Raw genomic sequence first — 14,970 nt, forward strand, 5'->3', positions numbered from 1 at the left:
ACCCTCCACAATGGGGACCATTTTAGTCTTATTTAATAACCAAGTAAAGCGCTTGGTTATTTGCGCGCAATTTTCCCCCCAACAAGGATCGAAACCCGCCCGCGGTGACGGTGCCGGCAAACTTCCAAGCCGGCCTTCCCTGTTATACTTGCAGGCTTGCAAGACACGTTTATCCATCCCCCCAAAACCTGGACCTCTTACAGCCTCAACCATGCCCCACATTCGCAGCCCCATCGTGTTGATGTACCACGGCACCCCGAGCGAAAAACCGGAGTCGGTATATTCGATTGAGGCGAGCCTGTTCGCCAAGCACCTGAAATACTTGAAGCAAAACGGTTGGAATACCGTTCTGTTCAGAGACCTGGATAAGCCGCATTTACTGCCGGAGAAAAGCGTAGTTCTGACCTTCGATGACGGTTATAAAGACAACTACGAGGGGGCTTTTTTACCCCTAGTCGAACGAGACATGAAAGCATCTTGGTTCATTACTACCGACTGTATCGGCGGCCACGCGCATTGGCTGGGCGGACAGTCCCAGCAAACCCGGATGCTCGACCCGGGCCAATTGCTGGAAATGCATTCTGCGGGAATGGAAATCGCGTCGCACACCCACTCACACCCGGATCTTTCGTTACTTAACCATGACCAGCAACTTGCAGAATTCGACCAAGCCAAAACCTTGCTGGAGCAACTTTTGACCGCGCCCGTGAACAGCCTGGCCTACCCCTTCGGCCGCTTCAACGCTGATTCGTTAGCAGCAGCCAAGCTTGCGGGATACAAGCTGGCATGCACTACACAACCCGGATGGCGAGAACCCGATAGCAACCCGCTTCTAATCAAACGCATCACCGTTTATTCCGGCGACAGCCCGAGCCTGCTGGCCCGCAAATTAAACTTTGTGGATAACGACGTCTCTTGGCAGAAAATCAGCAGGTATTACATGAAACGCATCTTGAGCCGACTGAATCACCAATTTGATATGGTTTGAACAAGCCGAACCGCGCTAAATATCCAACGCAGCCAAATCAAGACGGACTTAGGAAACGCCATTTAATAGCGCTATAAACGAAAAAGGCCTTTGAAATTCAAAGGCCTTTCAATAATGGCGGAGAGCTAGGGATTCGAACCCCAGGACGGGTATAAGCCGTCAACGGTTTTCAAGACCGCCGCTTTCGACCGCTCAGCCAGCTCTCCAATAGCCGTGCATTATTTCAGAAAGTTTCGGCGGAATCTAGTATTTTTTACGACAGACTCGAACAAGCTGATACCATGCCCCGCTCTATTTTCCCTAAGTGTTTGTTGGCAATTGCAAAATCCGCGCGAATGCTGACCAGGATGTGCACCGACATCGGCTGCGACGTCGTAGCCATCGATTGTTACGCCGACGCAGACACACTGGATATGGCAAGACAGGTATACCAGACCACCTCCCTGGCTTGGAATCACGTTAGCGAAGCGGTACACGCTGCACTCAGAGAACATGCCATAGACGGGGTGATTTACGGCAGCGGCTTTGAAGCCCATCCGGAAACGTTAACGCATTTGCAAGGACATAAGCGCGTATTTGGCAATTCCGCAGAGGTGTTCCAAAACACGCAAAACAAACCTTATTTCTTTGAAATGTTGGACAAACTGGGCATCTCATACCCGGCAGTCGACTTTGCAGCAAAATCCCCCGGCGACGGCTGGATTTTTAAACCCTGGCACAGCTACGGTGGGATTGGAATAAGCCGCAACCAGGCTTCAGCCGGCGTGGACGGCTATTGGCAACGTTTTATCGACGGCCAGGCAATGTCGGTGCTATTTGTAGCTCATGCCCAATACATTGAAGTGATCGGATTCAATCGCCAATGGTGCGTCGAGCCAAGCCCCGGACATGGTTTCGTTTTTGGCGGCATCAGCAGCCAAGCAGAACTGCCCGCCACTACCCGTCATCAAGTGACTGAAGCAGCAAATAAACTTGCAGCCGCATACCGATTACGCGGACTCAACACTTTGGATTTCATGCTCGACGCCAAAGGCATTCATCTATTGGAGATCAATCCGCGCATTTCCGCCAGCGCCCAGCTTTATGGCAAGGAGTTACTGCTGAGGCACTTGGCGACCGTATTTGAGTCTGCGGATATCTGCGCCGGCAAGATCAGCACCGAACCGCGTGCTTACCAAACCATTTACGCCACTAAAGCACAAAAGATCGAATCGCATGTGATTTGGCCGGATTGGGCCGTAGATCGGCCGGTCGCAGGCTCGATTGTTGGCGTGGGCCAGCCGATATGCAGTATTATTGCCGGCGGAAAAAATTCGCGGCAGGTTGCCGAGCAATTGGGGCAACGGCAGGCCATCCTTCAAACTCTCTTAGAATCAGGTTATTAATTCATGCAATATCAGGCGAGCGTCAATCAACTTTCACAGCCCTTAGTGCAGGAGCTGCTGGATAACGCTGACAAATTAAGATTGGGCATTGAGAAACTCGAAAACGGTTGCACCATCATCGACGCAGGTATTAAGGTGCCCGGCGGATTGGAAGCAGGCCGTATCATTACCGAAATCTGCATGGGTGGCATGGGCACGGCGACCATTTCGCAAAGCACTTACACCGAGAGCTGGCCGCTGACCATCAATGTGCATGCCACCAATCCGGTATTGTCCTGCCTCGGTAGCCAATATGCCGGCTGGAGCTTGTCGCACGGCAAATATTATGCGCTGGGTTCCGGCCCGGCCCGAGCGATGGCTACCAAGGTCAAGGATGGATCGGTAGAGCCGGTTGAGGAGCTTTATAAAGAACTGGAATACCGCGACAGCGCCGAACAGACCGTGCTGGTGATCGAAAACGATGCTGTGCCGCCGCTAGAAATTGTCGAAAAAGTCGCGGCCGCCTGCGGCGTAGCTCCGGAAAAACTGACGATCATCGTAACCCCGACCAGCAGTCTGGCCGGCGGCGTACAAGTCGTCGGACGGGTACTGGAGGTAGCGATGCACAAGGCCCATGCCCTGCACTTTCCGTTGGAAAACATCATCGACGGCTCCGGTAGCGCGCCGATCTGCCCGCCACACCCTAATTTCGTCAAGGCCATGGGCCGGACTAACGACGCGATTTTGTTCGCCGGACAGGTGCATTTGTTCGTTAAAGGCGACGACGCGGCCGCCGAGAAATTGGCCAAAGAATTGCCGAGCTCGACTTCCAAAGATTACGGAAAACCGTTCGCCGAGATTTTTAAAGCCTACGAATACGACTTCTTCAAAATCGACGCAATGTTGTTCAGCCCGGCCGTGGTGATCGTCACCGCCGTCGAATCCGGCAAAAGCTTCCGTGCCGGCAAATTGGACAATGCACTGTTAAACCAGTCGTTCGGCGCGTAACTCTCGCCGACCTTCCCTCCCGGCGGCGGAATTTGCCCAGTCAGATCCGCCGCCCTGCGACTAACTTTTACCGCATCTTTTCCATTGCGCCGAATTGCAATTTTTACCGACGATCCCGGCTGGCACGGCAAACAGTTGTGTCAGGCTTTTGCCGATCGTGGCTTTGACGCCGCATACGCTTCCCTGACCGACTGCCGGATACAGATTCACGATAACGATCTGCCGATAGTCATCCCCGGCTTCGCGGACCGCCTGCCCGCTGCGATTTTCGTCCGTGGAGTACCGGGCGGATCGTTGGAAGAGGTGGTTTTTTATCTGGATATACTTCACGCTTTGAAACTGCTCGGCGTTCCGGTTTATAACGACGCCGGCGCCATAGAACGCAGCGTCGATAAAGGCATGACCAGCTTTCTATTGCATCGGGCCGGGCTGCCATCGGCAGCCACCTGGGTCGTGCGCGACCGCGAACAAGCCCTGATAATCGCCGAACGCGAGTTGCAACTCGGCAATTTTTTGATCAGCAAACCGTTGTTCGGCTCACAAGGCGAAGGAATTCGCCGCATCGAAAAATCCACCGATTTGTTATGGCTGACCGGCAGCCGCGGTATTTACTATCTGCAGCGTTTCGTCGAATGTGACGGCGACGGTTACTCCGACGTTCGGGTATTCGTAGTGAACGGCAAAGCAGTAGCCGCCATGCGGCGGCGCGGCATTTCCTGGCTGAATAACGTTGCCCGCGGCGCCAGTTGCGAGGCCATCGGCATGGAGCCCGAGTTAGCCGATTTGGCTGTAGCAGCAGTCGAAACCTTACGAATGGATTACGCCGGCGTCGATTTGATCAAAGACCGGGACGGCACTTACCGAATCATTGAGGTTAACAGCGTTCCGGCCTGGCGGGGTTTGCAAGGCGTTTGCGAGTCGAATATCGCCCAAATTTTGGTCGCCGACTTACTGAGCCGTTACTTGAGCGAGCCATGCTGAACCGGCAACAACTCATCGACGCTTATCGCCAAGCGTGTGAAATCGAATTGCAGGCGTTCAAGCCGGGCAACGTCAGTATTTACAGTCCGGCACACGATATGACGGTCGACGATTTTCGGCTCAGTGCGCAAGTCAGTAGCGGGCCGCTTACCGACCCGAAACTTAGCCTGGGCGAAAAAATTTATTACGCCATCAAAGCCACTCGAGAAGCCGTGGCCTGCAACACCAATCTGGGTATCGTTTTACTCTGCGCACCGTTAATTCAGGCGGCAGCGAGCTTGAAGCCGGGGCAATCCTGGCGCCAAGCGCTCGAGTGTGTATTGCAAGCTACTACCCAAGCAGATGCCGACTGGGTATTCGAGGCCATTGTGTTAGCCGCACCGGCCGGACTCGGCGAATCCGAGCAACACGACGTTCAGGAAAAAGCCGCTGTCACTTTAATGGAAGCGATGCGCTTTGCCGCAGACAAAGATCGAATCGCCTTACAATACGCCACCAATTTTAAAGACATTTTTGATTTCTCAGTTTTACGATATAATCGTGCTTTCGTTTTGTCTGGCGATTCTGGATGGGCTGCGCTAGCGGTTTTCGCCGCAATGTTGGCGCACTATCCCGATAGCCATATCGAGCGGAAGTATGGAAAGCGGTATTCAGAGTGGATCAAGGTAGAGATGGAATCGCTCGATCAGGCGATGCAGCTCGCCATTGAGCCTGAAGAGCTTTTTCCGGTGCTTTACGGACTGGACAAAGCTTTTAAGGCACAAAGAATCAATCCGGGTACGACAGCTGACATGACTGTAGCGACAGTACTGGTGGTGCTTCTGGAACAGCTTATCGGCCAGGAAATGGTTGGTAAGTTATAGAGGGAACTTCGCAGAAACTATATTTTGGGACATTATTGTGTCTATTTTTTGGTTCAATCTTATCTTTAGGGGATAAATTTAAAATGGCAAAAATTACAAACATGCGCGTTGGCGAGTCTTTGGTTGGTGACGGCAACGAAATTGCCCATATCGACCTGATCTTGGGCCCACGTGGCTCAGCGGCAGAAACCGCGTTTGCAAATGCTTTGACCAACAACAAAGACGGTTTCTCTACCCTGTTGGCTGTAGTTGCGCCTAACCTGTTGGTTAAACCAGCTACCATCCTGTTCAACAAAGTAACCATCAAAGGTTCAAAACAAGCCGTTCAAATGTTCGGACCTGCACAACGCGCCGTTGCTCAAGCGGTTGCTGACTCTGTTGAAGACGGTACCATTCCTGCTGACGAAGCTGACGATTTGTTCGTTTCCGTTGGCGTATTCATCCACTGGTTGGCTGACGACGACGCGAAAATCGAAGAATTCAACTACAAAGCAACCAAAGAAGCGATCGCTCGTGCTGTAGCCGGCACTCCGACTGCTAAAGAAGTATTGGCTGCCAGAAAAGACGCCAAACACCCGTTCGCTGCTAACAACGTTTAATTTTTTAGTATCGAAGGTTGTACAAAATACCCCGGCTCGCCGGGGTATTTTTTTGTCTAAAATTTGCTAATTTCAGCCACACCGATACGGCGGTGGTGCAATGCACTGGCAATCAGTACCCCGGACATTCCGACCGCTTCCAGCCGGCGCAGATCATCGACACCGCGCACTCCACCGGCGGCTATCAAACGGGTATCGGGGTGCCTGTGCCTCAGACTATCGAGTCTGGCAAAATCCGGCCCGGAATCGGCGCCGACTTTATCCAGCGTCATTGCAATTACCGTCTGCGGCCAATACTGCGGCAATTCCAACCAACGCGCATCGCCCAGAGCTAAGTCGTGTTTGAAGTCCAGCGACAAAACCGCCGCAGAGTTGCTTAAATCGTATGGCGACAACCGAGTTTCGGTGCCGATCACAGGTTTAAGGTTATGCGGTTGTGCGGAGCCCAAGCCGGGTTGCGGTAGGCCGCTATCGACCCAAAACTCGATATTCGGATAGCGCCGGATTAACGGCTCGAGAATTTGGCGATGATTGCCGTTATCGGCAATGGCATTCAGATCGGCGATGTAAAACACCGGAAACGCATACAAACTCAAGAAGCCGGAAACCACTTCAGCTATCGAACTGCCGGTAACGAGCTGCGAATTCAGATGCACCGGCCGGTAATGGCTGCGGTCCCCGCCACTGGCGTGTACCACCAAGCCGTCTTTTAAATCAATGACTGGAATAATTTGCATGGAGTGACTGAGTGAAACAACTGACGATTCTGGTATTCGAATACATTAGCGGCGGCGGCCTGGCCGGCGAGGCTCTGCCGACATCTTTGCTTGCGGAAGGCCGCATGATGTTACAGGCTTTGTTGCACGAACTGAAGCGTATTCCGCAAATACGGATAAAGGTTCCATTAGACGAACGCTGCGAGTTGGAGATGGATTCGGAGACAACCGAATGGGTCCGAATCGGTGCCGGCCAGGACATCATGACCCAGCTCCCCGTGTTACTGGAGCAAGCCGACCTGTTTTGGCCGATCGCCCCGGAAACCGGCGGCATCCTGCAGAGCCTGGCCGATTTGGCCCGCAATAACGGTATCGAAACCCTATTGTCCGACGCCGCGACATTGACGCTGTGCGCCGACAAATTAGCGACATACCGTCATCTTGCAGCGCACTCGATACCGGCAGTCGCGACCTACCCTGCCCACCACCATCCGGACTTCGCCGGACGCGTCGTGATAAAAGTCGCTGACGGCGCCGGTTGCCAGGACACATTGGTTGCCGACGCCACAGCGTTGCCAGCGGCACTTGCAGCTTTAAACGCACCGCAACGCTATGTCGTACAACCCCTCGTCGAAGGCCGAGCCATCAGCCTGTCGGCCTTATTCAACAACGGCAAGGGCTATTTTTTGACCTGCAACCAACAACAAATCGTCTTGGAACAACAGCGATTCCGTTTACGCGGCTGTTTGGTCAATATCGACAACGAATGCAGCGAGCATTATCGCAACTTGGTCGACCGGATCGCCGCGGCCTTACCCGGCTTATGGGGGTATGCGGGTGTCGATTTGATCGAAACCGCCGAATCCGGGGCCCAGGTACTCGAAATCAATCCGCGCCTGACCAGCTCTTATGTCGGCATAGGTCGGGCCACAGGCATTAACGTGGCGGCACAAGTGTTACGGCTACGGGACGATGCACCATCCTTGGTCCCAACCCGACAACAATGCGTAGAGGTTGCGATATGAGATCAGCGCCAGCCTCTCGGATAGCCGGTTGGGATGTCGGCGGCGCCCACCTGAAATTGGCTTTGCTGAACGCCGCCGGCGAAATCGTCGGAGTCGGCCAAGCCGCTTGCCCGTTGTGGAAAGGCCTCGATTACTTGCATGACGCTCTCGCCGAATTGACTGCCGACCTGGATTTGCGCGGCTGCCGCCACGCGCTGACGATGACCGGCGAACTAGTGGACTGTTTTAGCGGCCGGGAACAGGGCGTCGCCGCGATTATCGACGCGATGTGTCGCCATTACGGCGCGGAAACTATCGACGTCTTTGCCGGTTTACGCGGTTTTGTGCCGGCTGGCCGGGTAAGCTCGGCGGATTGCATGGACATCGCGTCCGCCAATTGGCTGGCAAGCGTTATGCTGGCCGCCAAACAGGTACCGGATGCGCTGTTTGTCGACATCGGCAGCACGACCACGGATATTGTGCTGATCGAACGATCGCAGCCCCGGATACAAGGCTTTACCGATTACCAGCGCTTGGTATCGGGAGAGTTAGTCTATACCGGCGTGGTCAGAACACCGGTGATGGCGGTTGCCCAGCAGGCCGAGTTCAATGGCCGGCAAATGGGGCTGATGGCCGAACTATTCGCCACAATGGCCGATGTCTACCGGCTGACCGGCGACTTGAATGCTGTCCACGATCAGTCTGAGACCGCCGACGGCGCCGAAAAAACCGCATTGGCCAGCGCCCGGCGCCTGTCGCGTTTAACCGGTTACGAATTCGACGCCGCCGACTGGCCGCTTTGGCTGGCATTTGCCGCCTATCTGAAACACAGCCAGCAACAAAAACTCGGCGAAGCCTGCCGCAAAATACTGAATTCGGCTAAGCAACCACAAGGTTGCGTATTGCTGGGCGCCGGCGTCGGCCGTTTCCTGATAAAACAGCTTGCCGCCGACTGGGGTTTGGTTTACCGGGATTTTAACGAGTTATTGCCGAGCGCGGTCGACGACGCAGAAATCGATGCCGGCGATTGCGCACCGGCCGCCGCGGTGGCGCATCTGCGCCACGTAATGAATCCGAATCCGTTGTGATGGACATCAAGCGGTCATTTGTCAAAGCAGCTTCAGGCCGTAATTTCACACACGGTAAGCCGCATCGCTAAAGGAATAGCAACCGCCATGCATATCGCGATGCCGCATTTAGCCAGACCGCCCCGCAAGACTCTAGAAAAAGGTTATTTCATCGCTACTACTCGAAGAACTCTGGTGGCCGACGGCCGAGGCAGCGGTGTGGTTAAGCAATTCCTCAGGCATGGTGTAGCTCAGCTCCATCCGGGATAGGGTCTCGCCGACATTCAGGCTATCGGCATGGCGAACCCCGACATTCCGTATCCCGCCGACAGCGCTCTGCAAACTGGCCAGATTGTGCTCGACATGAGTCAGCATCTGGCTGACGCGGTCCTGAAATTGAAATGCCGTCAGTACGCTATAGATCTCGTCGCGAATTTGCGCACTGTTACTGCGCAAATTGTCGGCGTCGCCTTTGAACATTTCCAAGGCTTTGTGCAGATCGTCGAGCGCTCTGCCAATCGCCAGCTCGGCGTCGCGAATGGCTTTGTCGTCGGAAGTCCCGGATGCCTCGGACATTTTCAAGGTGGAGGACATTGCCAAATTGATACCTTCGATCGCCCGACTGATCTTTTCGCCCGTAGCCGACGAGAAACCGGCCAATTTCCGCACTTCGTCGGCCACGACCGCAAAGCCGCGGCCGTTTTCTCCAGCGCGGGCGGCTTCTATCGCGGCATTCAAAGCCAACAAATTGATCTGTTCCGCCACCTTGCGCACCTCCTGAGCCATCGAATCCAGTTGCTTGGTGTGAGTCGATAGTTTTCTGACCTCGTCGACCACCGCGTGCTCGACGTCCTGAATTTGGCTCAACACTTTTAACACCGTGGTCAGGGCTTCGCGGGTCTCGGCGAACAATACGTCGACGCCGCGATCTTGGCGACTTTGGCGACCGCCGGCGATCAATCGCTCCAATTGGTTGACCATCGCCGCAAAGCGATCTGTCAACACGGTGATTTCCTGCTCAGTGTGGGTACGCGAGGTTTGTACTTGCCGCACTAGGATCGGGACTATCTGCAGGAACATACGCTCCAATTCGACTACGTAGGTTTCCAAATCTTTTAGCTTTGCTTCTTCATCGCCGCGCCAAGTCCGGTTCAGTTCATGCAAAACCGCTTGCTGCCTGTTGACCAACGCCGAGCCGGCCAAGGCACCGGCCAACACTAACGCCACTCCGCCCAGCACGCTAATCATACTGAAGTCCGCCAGTACGACCGCCAATAAACCGCCAGCCAATCCCAGGCCCACCGTTAAACCGTAAACAGAGCCGGAATCGATTGATTTGAGCGTAGGACCGAATGAATTTGCCATGGTATTGCCAACGAATTTAGGACATACGGCTAGGATAGCAGAGAGATTTAAGCGGCCTTCAACTCAACTACAGTTTCGAGAATGCCGTCCGTAAATTCGCGACCGGCGATTGCGTTCAAACGTGAGACCTAGGACAATGAGACCAAGCCGGCTGAGCATCGCAGCGCACTGTTCCGAGCTACGCTTAACCGGTCATGGATATTTTTTCCCGCAGACCCTGCAGGCGGCTGGCATGGACAACGATACTCTGATCGATCAGGCGCGTCGGCTCTACGCCCTGCTGCTAATCAAACGCCATACCCAGAACCAAGGTCACGAGCGCTTCGATCGCCTGCTGATCCTGGCCTACGCCCGCTACCAGCGCCGGCTGAACCGGTGCGCAATTTGTTACCGCTACCGCTTGGACGATTGCAACCGGGCCGCCGGCACCGACCACACGCCTTGCGAGCGCCGCAGCGCGACAGCTCCCCCAATTCATCCACCAGCGATTTATGCGCCGGAATAAAACTCAGGCATCAACCGCTCGGTTAGCCTCGGCCGGCCACGATGCGCGGATGCGGCGAATGCGCGCCAAATCCAGCTGCGCGGTTCGGCGATATTCCTGGCACAAAGCTCCTCTAAAACCCAGATAATCCGGCGCCAACTCCAGCAGATCGGGTACGTCTTCCAGACGCAAAGAACCGGCCAGCCCGGTCAACATTCCTTGCGCGCGCGCCGCAGCGACGAACGCGTCCAATTCGGCGCCGCTCAGCAATTGGGTCAGCGAGCCGCAGCGCTTGTCCATCGTATCCAGCATGACGCCGCGAAAACCGGCGCGGCGCAATTGGGCAATGATGCCGAAATCCGGGCGAGTGTCGGCAAACAACACCGCAATCAATGCAATATCCTGTCCAGCGACCGCTTGCAAGGCATCGACACAGGCAAGCCAATCGCCATCCGGGAAAAACCCGATTTTGACGTAATCGACACCCGTAGCCGCCATGTTCCGAACCGCCGGCAGGATCTGTTCGGGTCGCATCGGCAAGTCGCCTATCGTCGCACTGATCCGGGCCTGCGGAAGCGCATTGACGATTTCTGTCACCGCTGCCACCGGCAACGCGCCCAAAGCGCCCTGTTCCGGTTGTTTCAAATCAATGATATCGACAGCGGCCTGTTGCACCAACCGGGCTTCCTCCAGGCTATTCACGCTGGCTAACATGCCGGTCATGCCTGCGCTCCGGATTGATGTTGTGCGATAACGTCCATTAACCAGGCCCAGGCTTCGCGTTCTTTTTCGCCAGCCGTTTTTTCCAATCCGATCCGTAAATAATCCAACTCGGCCTGGATTTTTGCCGGCGGCAACATATGGAGCCGGCTGACCAGAATGGCGGCTTCCAGTACCGCGTACTGCGCCCGGTTAAAACCTTGAAACGGCCGGTGGTTAACGGTATGAGTTACCTTACAAAACAATTTAGGTCGCAGTTCATCGTCTTCGACCCGCACCAGCTGCAGCTCGGCGTGCGCCAAGCTATCGGCCAGATAAAAACCGGCCACGCGCTCGGCCGGCAATAAAGGCCAATCCCGGCGCCCGCTCAGACAACCGGCAAAAATTCGGACGTCGTCGCAAAAATTGATGACTGCCGTTTTGCTCAGCAAGAGGTTTTCCAGCGTTGCGGATGGCCGAAACGGCAGAATAATCCGCCAATCGCCATCGACATGCACACCCATTGGGGCAATATGAACCTCGCCTTGCGGATTGACGGTGGTTACCAAGGTTTCTTGAATCATGTGGGTTTAGGTCTATCCTGAGTCGTAAATTTCGCCGGACAAGCGGCGGAACAATCGATAATTTTAATCTTGCCGGCAGCGATCAGGTGTTTTTTTTGCCCGCAACCACCGTTTCCGATAGAAAACAGAGTAACGTCCTATGCATGCTATCCATATTGCCGACCTGTCGATTTTGTTGATAGAACCGTCGCCGACGCAACTTAAAGTCATTCTGCAGCACTTACGCGGCGAAGGTATCGCCAAGGTAGAAGGCGTCTCCAGCGGCGCGGCGGCGATGGAAAGTTTGCATAGCCATCAACCGGATTTGATTATCAGCAGCCTGTATTTGCCGGACATGATGGCAACGGAGTTGATCGAGCAACTCAGGGAAGACGAAGTGCTGAACCATATCCCGTTCATGCTGATTTCCAGCGAATCCAGCTTCGACGTACTGGATAACATCCGTCAGGCCGGCGTCGTGGCGATATTGCCCAAGCCCTTCGCCCACGAAGACTTGAAACACGCGCTCCGTTCCACCATCGAATTCATTGACCCGCAAGAGATCAGTCTGGAACATTACGATATCGAGAACGTGAGAGTTTTGGTGGTGGACGACAGTAAACTGGCCCGGAAACATATCAGCCGGGTACTGAACAATATGGGGATCGAGAAAATCACCGAAGCGCATGACGGCAAGGCGGGGCTGGATCTGTTCAGCTTAAATCAAAACGCCTTCGACTTGATCGTGACCGACTACAACATGCCGATCATGGATGGTCAGCAATTAATCCGCGCGATCCGCCAGGATCTGGGCAACTCGATCATCCCTATTCTGATGGTCACCAGCGAAGACAACGAAACCCGGCTGGCCAACGTGCATAAGGCCGGAGTCTCCGGCATCTGCGACAAACCGTTCAATCCACAGACGGTCAAGGAAATGTTGTACCGGGTATTGGAACCGGAAGATTAAGCACCCGATATCGTCGTTTTCAAACTAAATCAAGCTTAAGGCCGCAATACTCGAATCATCTCGCCAGCTGCAACAGCCGGTCGAAACAGTAATCGGCCAGCAACTCGTGGCCGCCATCGTAGACCGTCAGAGACGCAAACCCGACGTCCCGCTGCAAAAAAACGACTCTGTCGCCGATACGGGTTGAGCCCGCAGCTTCCCCTTGCGTTAACAAGCGCATCGCCAGACCGGGCTCGACGGCAGCCTCGGGTTTGGCATATAGATCGACCAGACGATTGAAGTAAGCAAGCGAATGCGCAATCGGCACGGTTCCCTTGTGACCATCCTTAATCCCGGCATACAGTTCGACTCGCCCCCGGGGACTCGTTGGTAAGGGCCAGTACAAGGGAGAGCGTGCCCGCGCCGCGCCGGCATCGATTGCCGCGCCGCTGCCGGTGCAAGCCAGCACATAATCGCTTAAATCGGCTCTGCCGCTATGTTTGGTTTGTAACTGCCATTCGGCCAAATCGCTAATCGGCGCCCAGGCCAGCCAAGCCTTGACCGGATGTCGGGTTCTGGCGTACCAGCCCAATGCGGTATAGGCCCCGCCGGAAAAACCGACCACATAAATATTTTGCAAGTCGACATTTGCGTTAGTTAAGGCAAAGCTCACCGCATCTTCCAAATCGGCAATAACCTGATCGCTTAAACAGTTCTCGGTAGCGACCGCCGGTCCGCGGAAGTCGGGATGAATGTAGTTCCAATCGTTCAGTTTGGCTAAGGCCGCCAAGGCATCGGGCGTGGCGTAGTTGCCCGCCCAATAATGCAAACTGATCAGCAAAGGCCGCTTCGAGCTAGTCGGGGCGGAGTAAAAATAAGCTTTTTGCAACTTGCCGTCGACGCTGCTTGGAATATCCCGAATGCCGAAGCCTTCCGGCCATTTAAAGGGTTTGTCGGCGCCAGTTCCATGCAGCCACTGGTAGACCGTGGCATAGGTCTTTGCCCCCGCCACATACGAGCAAGCGGCAACCAAAGCCAGGGTTAGAATCAATCGCAGCTTCATGGCACTAAAGGATCGACTTTAGCCGCAGTACGGTCCATTTCCGTAGCCGCTTGCTTCACGATTGTTCCAATCGCCGCAGCGTCTGCGGGATAGTTTGTCGCGTAAGACTCCTGCAAGCCGCGTAATTTAGCCTGATACTCTGGCAGACCACCGCTGTCCAGACGGGCGCCGAAATCGGCGAATTCGGCATTACCAGACCGGACGTCCATCACTCTGTCCATTACCAAGTACCCCAAGGTTTTCTTGTAATGCGCCGGCTCCCAAAACCAATGCATCAGTTGACTTGGCTGGGCAGGCACTGCTTCCAAGGCCGGCCCGTAACTGCCGCTGAAATCCCAGATCTGATTCGGCTGGCGACCGGCACGTAGCGCCTCTTCGGCATTGATGTTCACAATTTCCTGTTGCATCGCCTCGAAACGCGGCCACAAATCCGACAACCATAACGTTTGCCAATACCAAGCGTGAGCCGGGTGGATAATCAACTTGACCTCAACGCCTTCGGCATACGCTTGCCTGAGTAGTTGGCGAAAATCGTCCAGACTTTTGCGAAAACCGTCGATGTTTTGCTGCATTTCCTTAAACTGCTGCACATAGCTACGCGTGTAAAACCGAAAAGTTTTGATATGGTCAAAATCGTCGGTCAAGGGCTGCCAGAAACCGTTGGCAGCCAAGGTGTCTTTGCCCCAGGACTGCTTGCGCACCGTACTCAAACTGGCTTGTAACCCGGATACCGAAAGCAGCGATGAGGCTAAGTCCGGTAGTTTGGCCGAAAATAAATTGAATTGGTTTTGACCATCAGCGGTTACCGCTAAACGTGATTCGGAAAAAGCGCCACTGGTATCCGGTTCAGGATGAAACACCCTTAAATCGAGAGACAAAATCACCAATTTCTGCGGCTTGATCGCTTGTACATGTTGAAAGTAACGTCTGATCTCGTACATGCTTACCGACGGCACGGCCACGTTGTAACAGCCCAAACCGGCCAACGCCGGCTGATCGGGTGCCAAGCCGCGTCCGGCCCGCGAAGTACCGAAAATAGTACATTCCGGCTGCAGGTTCTCGATCCGGTAGGGGTGCGTCAACCGCAGGTGGGCCACATAGTTGGGTTTATTGGCGTTAATGCCGGCGACGGCGGGCGCGTCGAAAATGCTGAAGGGATTAATAAACCAATTCAACCAGGCAATCAGCGCCAGGGCTCCCAAGACGCAACTCGCCCAGCACAACAGATACTTGTTCGCTTGTTTCGTGATAGTCATC

The 14,970-nt window shown here is 54.6% G+C and carries 16 protein-coding genes and 1 tRNA gene; 10 read left to right on the forward strand and 7 right to left on the reverse strand.

The annotated features are described in order from the left end of the window. The first annotated feature begins 10 nt into the window (after nucleotides 1–10). The gene (locus AC0IM9_RS01415) at nucleotides 11–988 is read left to right on the forward strand and encodes a polysaccharide deacetylase family protein (protein WP_482802777.1); all 978 of its coding nucleotides are present in this window, start codon (nucleotides 11–13) and stop codon (nucleotides 986–988) included. 115 nt (nucleotides 989–1,103) lie between these two features. Here AC0IM9_RS01415 and AC0IM9_RS01420 read toward each other — a convergent pair. Beyond that, nucleotides 1,104–1,194, reverse strand: a tRNA-Ser gene (locus tag AC0IM9_RS01420). A 75-nt stretch (nucleotides 1,195–1,269) separates the two neighbouring features. Here AC0IM9_RS01420 and AC0IM9_RS01425 point away from each other — a divergent pair. The 5 genes from AC0IM9_RS01425 (at nucleotide 1,270) to fae (ending at nucleotide 5,803) form a co-directional block, all read left to right on the forward strand. Continuing rightward, nucleotides 1,270–2,373: an ATP-grasp domain-containing protein gene (locus AC0IM9_RS01425; protein WP_482802778.1), complete on the forward strand. Its 1,104-nt coding sequence runs from the start codon at nucleotides 1,270–1,272 to the stop codon at nucleotides 2,371–2,373. A 3-nt stretch (nucleotides 2,374–2,376) separates the two neighbouring features. Then, entirely contained in the window at nucleotides 2,377–3,360 is a 984-nt protein-coding gene (gene mch / locus AC0IM9_RS01430; protein ID WP_482802779.1) for a methenyltetrahydromethanopterin cyclohydrolase, read from the forward strand. An 84-nt stretch (nucleotides 3,361–3,444) separates the two neighbouring features. Further along, nucleotides 3,445–4,341 carry an ATP-grasp domain-containing protein gene (locus AC0IM9_RS01435; protein ID WP_482802780.1) on the forward strand — a complete coding sequence of 299 codons (897 nt, stop codon included), beginning with the start codon at nucleotides 3,445–3,447 and terminating at the stop codon, nucleotides 4,339–4,341. Beyond that, nucleotides 4,335–5,204, forward strand: coding sequence for a triphosphoribosyl-dephospho-CoA synthase (locus AC0IM9_RS01440; protein ID WP_482802781.1), 870 nt, complete (start codon nucleotides 4,335–4,337; stop codon nucleotides 5,202–5,204). Before AC0IM9_RS01435 ends, AC0IM9_RS01440 begins: the two co-directional genes overlap by 7 nt. 83 nt (nucleotides 5,205–5,287) lie before the next feature. Beyond that, on the forward strand, nucleotides 5,288–5,803 hold the full coding sequence (gene fae, locus AC0IM9_RS01445) for a formaldehyde-activating enzyme (RefSeq protein ID WP_140913394.1): 516 nt from the start codon (nucleotides 5,288–5,290) through the stop codon (nucleotides 5,801–5,803). A gap of 56 nt (nucleotides 5,804–5,859) precedes the next feature. On the opposite strand, the gene AC0IM9_RS01450 is transcribed toward fae, so the two are convergent. Further along, nucleotides 5,860–6,540 (reverse strand): HisA/HisF-related TIM barrel protein, encoded by a 681-nt coding sequence (locus AC0IM9_RS01450; RefSeq protein WP_482802782.1) that lies wholly within the window; start codon nucleotides 6,538–6,540, stop codon nucleotides 5,860–5,862. An 11-nt stretch (nucleotides 6,541–6,551) separates the two neighbouring features. On the opposite strand from AC0IM9_RS01450, the gene AC0IM9_RS01455 reads away from it, so the two are divergent. Both AC0IM9_RS01455 and AC0IM9_RS01460 read left to right on the forward strand, forming a co-directional pair. Next, nucleotides 6,552–7,544: an ATP-grasp domain-containing protein gene (locus tag AC0IM9_RS01455; RefSeq protein ID WP_482802783.1), complete on the forward strand. Its 993-nt coding sequence runs from the start codon at nucleotides 6,552–6,554 to the stop codon at nucleotides 7,542–7,544. Beyond that, the gene (locus AC0IM9_RS01460; protein WP_482802784.1) at nucleotides 7,541–8,611 is read left to right on the forward strand and encodes a hydantoinase/oxoprolinase family protein; all 1,071 of its coding nucleotides are present in this window, start codon (nucleotides 7,541–7,543) and stop codon (nucleotides 8,609–8,611) included. Before AC0IM9_RS01455 ends, AC0IM9_RS01460 begins: the two co-directional genes overlap by 4 nt. A 132-nt stretch (nucleotides 8,612–8,743) precedes the next feature. Here the strand turns inward: AC0IM9_RS01460 and AC0IM9_RS01465 are convergent, their stop codons facing one another. Further along, entirely contained in the window at nucleotides 8,744–9,955 is a 1,212-nt protein-coding gene (locus AC0IM9_RS01465) for a methyl-accepting chemotaxis protein (RefSeq protein ID WP_482802785.1), read from the reverse strand. Between the two features lie 232 nt (nucleotides 9,956–10,187). On the opposite strand from AC0IM9_RS01465, the gene AC0IM9_RS01470 reads away from it, so the two are divergent. Next, on the forward strand, nucleotides 10,188–10,460 hold the full coding sequence (locus tag AC0IM9_RS01470) for a hypothetical protein (RefSeq protein ID WP_482802786.1): 273 nt from the start codon (nucleotides 10,188–10,190) through the stop codon (nucleotides 10,458–10,460). Between the two features lie 3 nt (nucleotides 10,461–10,463). On the opposite strand, the gene AC0IM9_RS01475 is transcribed toward AC0IM9_RS01470, so the two are convergent. Together AC0IM9_RS01475 and AC0IM9_RS01480 are read right to left on the reverse strand one after the other, a co-directional pair. Further along, nucleotides 10,464–11,162 (reverse strand): (5-formylfuran-3-yl)methyl phosphate synthase, encoded by a 699-nt coding sequence (locus AC0IM9_RS01475; protein WP_482802787.1) that lies wholly within the window; start codon nucleotides 11,160–11,162, stop codon nucleotides 10,464–10,466. After that, nucleotides 11,159–11,722, reverse strand: coding sequence for a DUF447 domain-containing protein (locus AC0IM9_RS01480; protein ID WP_140913387.1), 564 nt, complete (start codon nucleotides 11,720–11,722; stop codon nucleotides 11,159–11,161). Before AC0IM9_RS01480 ends, AC0IM9_RS01475 begins: the two co-directional genes overlap by 4 nt. Nucleotides 11,723–11,861: 139 nt before the next feature. Between AC0IM9_RS01480 and AC0IM9_RS01485 the strand changes: the two genes are divergently transcribed. Continuing rightward, the gene (locus tag AC0IM9_RS01485) at nucleotides 11,862–12,671 is read left to right on the forward strand and encodes a response regulator (protein WP_140913386.1); all 810 of its coding nucleotides are present in this window, start codon (nucleotides 11,862–11,864) and stop codon (nucleotides 12,669–12,671) included. Nucleotides 12,672–12,726: 55 nt separating this feature from the next. On the opposite strand, the gene AC0IM9_RS01490 is transcribed toward AC0IM9_RS01485, so the two are convergent. Next, on the reverse strand, nucleotides 12,727–13,713 hold the full coding sequence (locus AC0IM9_RS01490) for an alpha/beta hydrolase family protein (protein ID WP_482802788.1): 987 nt from the start codon (nucleotides 13,711–13,713) through the stop codon (nucleotides 12,727–12,729). After that, the gene (locus tag AC0IM9_RS01495) at nucleotides 13,710–14,969 is read right to left on the reverse strand and encodes a hypothetical protein (protein ID WP_482802789.1); all 1,260 of its coding nucleotides are present in this window, start codon (nucleotides 14,967–14,969) and stop codon (nucleotides 13,710–13,712) included. Before AC0IM9_RS01495 ends, AC0IM9_RS01490 begins: the two co-directional genes overlap by 4 nt. Nucleotide 14,970 lies beyond the last annotated feature (1 nt).

This window comes from Methylomonas sp. Uni0011 (assembly GCF_056850255.1).

Excerpts from the sequence above, each read along its gene's own strand:
- AC0IM9_RS01415 (WP_482802777.1), top strand. The coding sequence starts at position 11 with ATGGGGACCATTTTAGTCTTATTTAATAACCAAGTAAAGCGCTTGGTT.
- AC0IM9_RS01425 (WP_482802778.1), top strand. The coding sequence starts at position 1,270 with ATGCCCCGCTCTATTTTCCCTAAGTGTTTGTTGGCAATTGCAAAATCC.
- mch (WP_482802779.1), top strand. The coding sequence starts at position 2,377 with ATGCAATATCAGGCGAGCGTCAATCAACTTTCACAGCCCTTAGTGCAG.
- AC0IM9_RS01440 (WP_482802781.1), top strand. The coding sequence starts at position 4,335 with ATGCTGAACCGGCAACAACTCATCGACGCTTATCGCCAAGCGTGTGAA.
- fae (WP_140913394.1), top strand. The coding sequence starts at position 5,288 with ATGGCAAAAATTACAAACATGCGCGTTGGCGAGTCTTTGGTTGGTGAC.
- AC0IM9_RS01450 (WP_482802782.1), bottom strand. The coding sequence starts at position 6,540 with ATGCAAATTATTCCAGTCATTGATTTAAAAGACGGCTTGGTGGTACAC.
- AC0IM9_RS01460 (WP_482802784.1), top strand. The coding sequence starts at position 7,541 with ATGAGATCAGCGCCAGCCTCTCGGATAGCCGGTTGGGATGTCGGCGGC.
- AC0IM9_RS01465 (WP_482802785.1), bottom strand. The coding sequence starts at position 9,955 with ATGGCAAATTCATTCGGTCCTACGCTCAAATCAATCGATTCCGGCTCT.
- AC0IM9_RS01470 (WP_482802786.1), top strand. The coding sequence starts at position 10,188 with ATGGACAACGATACTCTGATCGATCAGGCGCGTCGGCTCTACGCCCTG.
- AC0IM9_RS01475 (WP_482802787.1), bottom strand. The coding sequence starts at position 11,162 with ATGACCGGCATGTTAGCCAGCGTGAATAGCCTGGAGGAAGCCCGGTTG.
- AC0IM9_RS01480 (WP_140913387.1), bottom strand. The coding sequence starts at position 11,722 with ATGATTCAAGAAACCTTGGTAACCACCGTCAATCCGCAAGGCGAGGTT.
- AC0IM9_RS01485 (WP_140913386.1), top strand. The coding sequence starts at position 11,862 with ATGCATGCTATCCATATTGCCGACCTGTCGATTTTGTTGATAGAACCG.
- AC0IM9_RS01490 (WP_482802788.1), bottom strand. The coding sequence starts at position 13,713 with ATGAAGCTGCGATTGATTCTAACCCTGGCTTTGGTTGCCGCTTGCTCG.
- AC0IM9_RS01495 (WP_482802789.1), bottom strand. The coding sequence starts at position 14,969 with ATGACTATCACGAAACAAGCGAACAAGTATCTGTTGTGCTGGGCGAGT.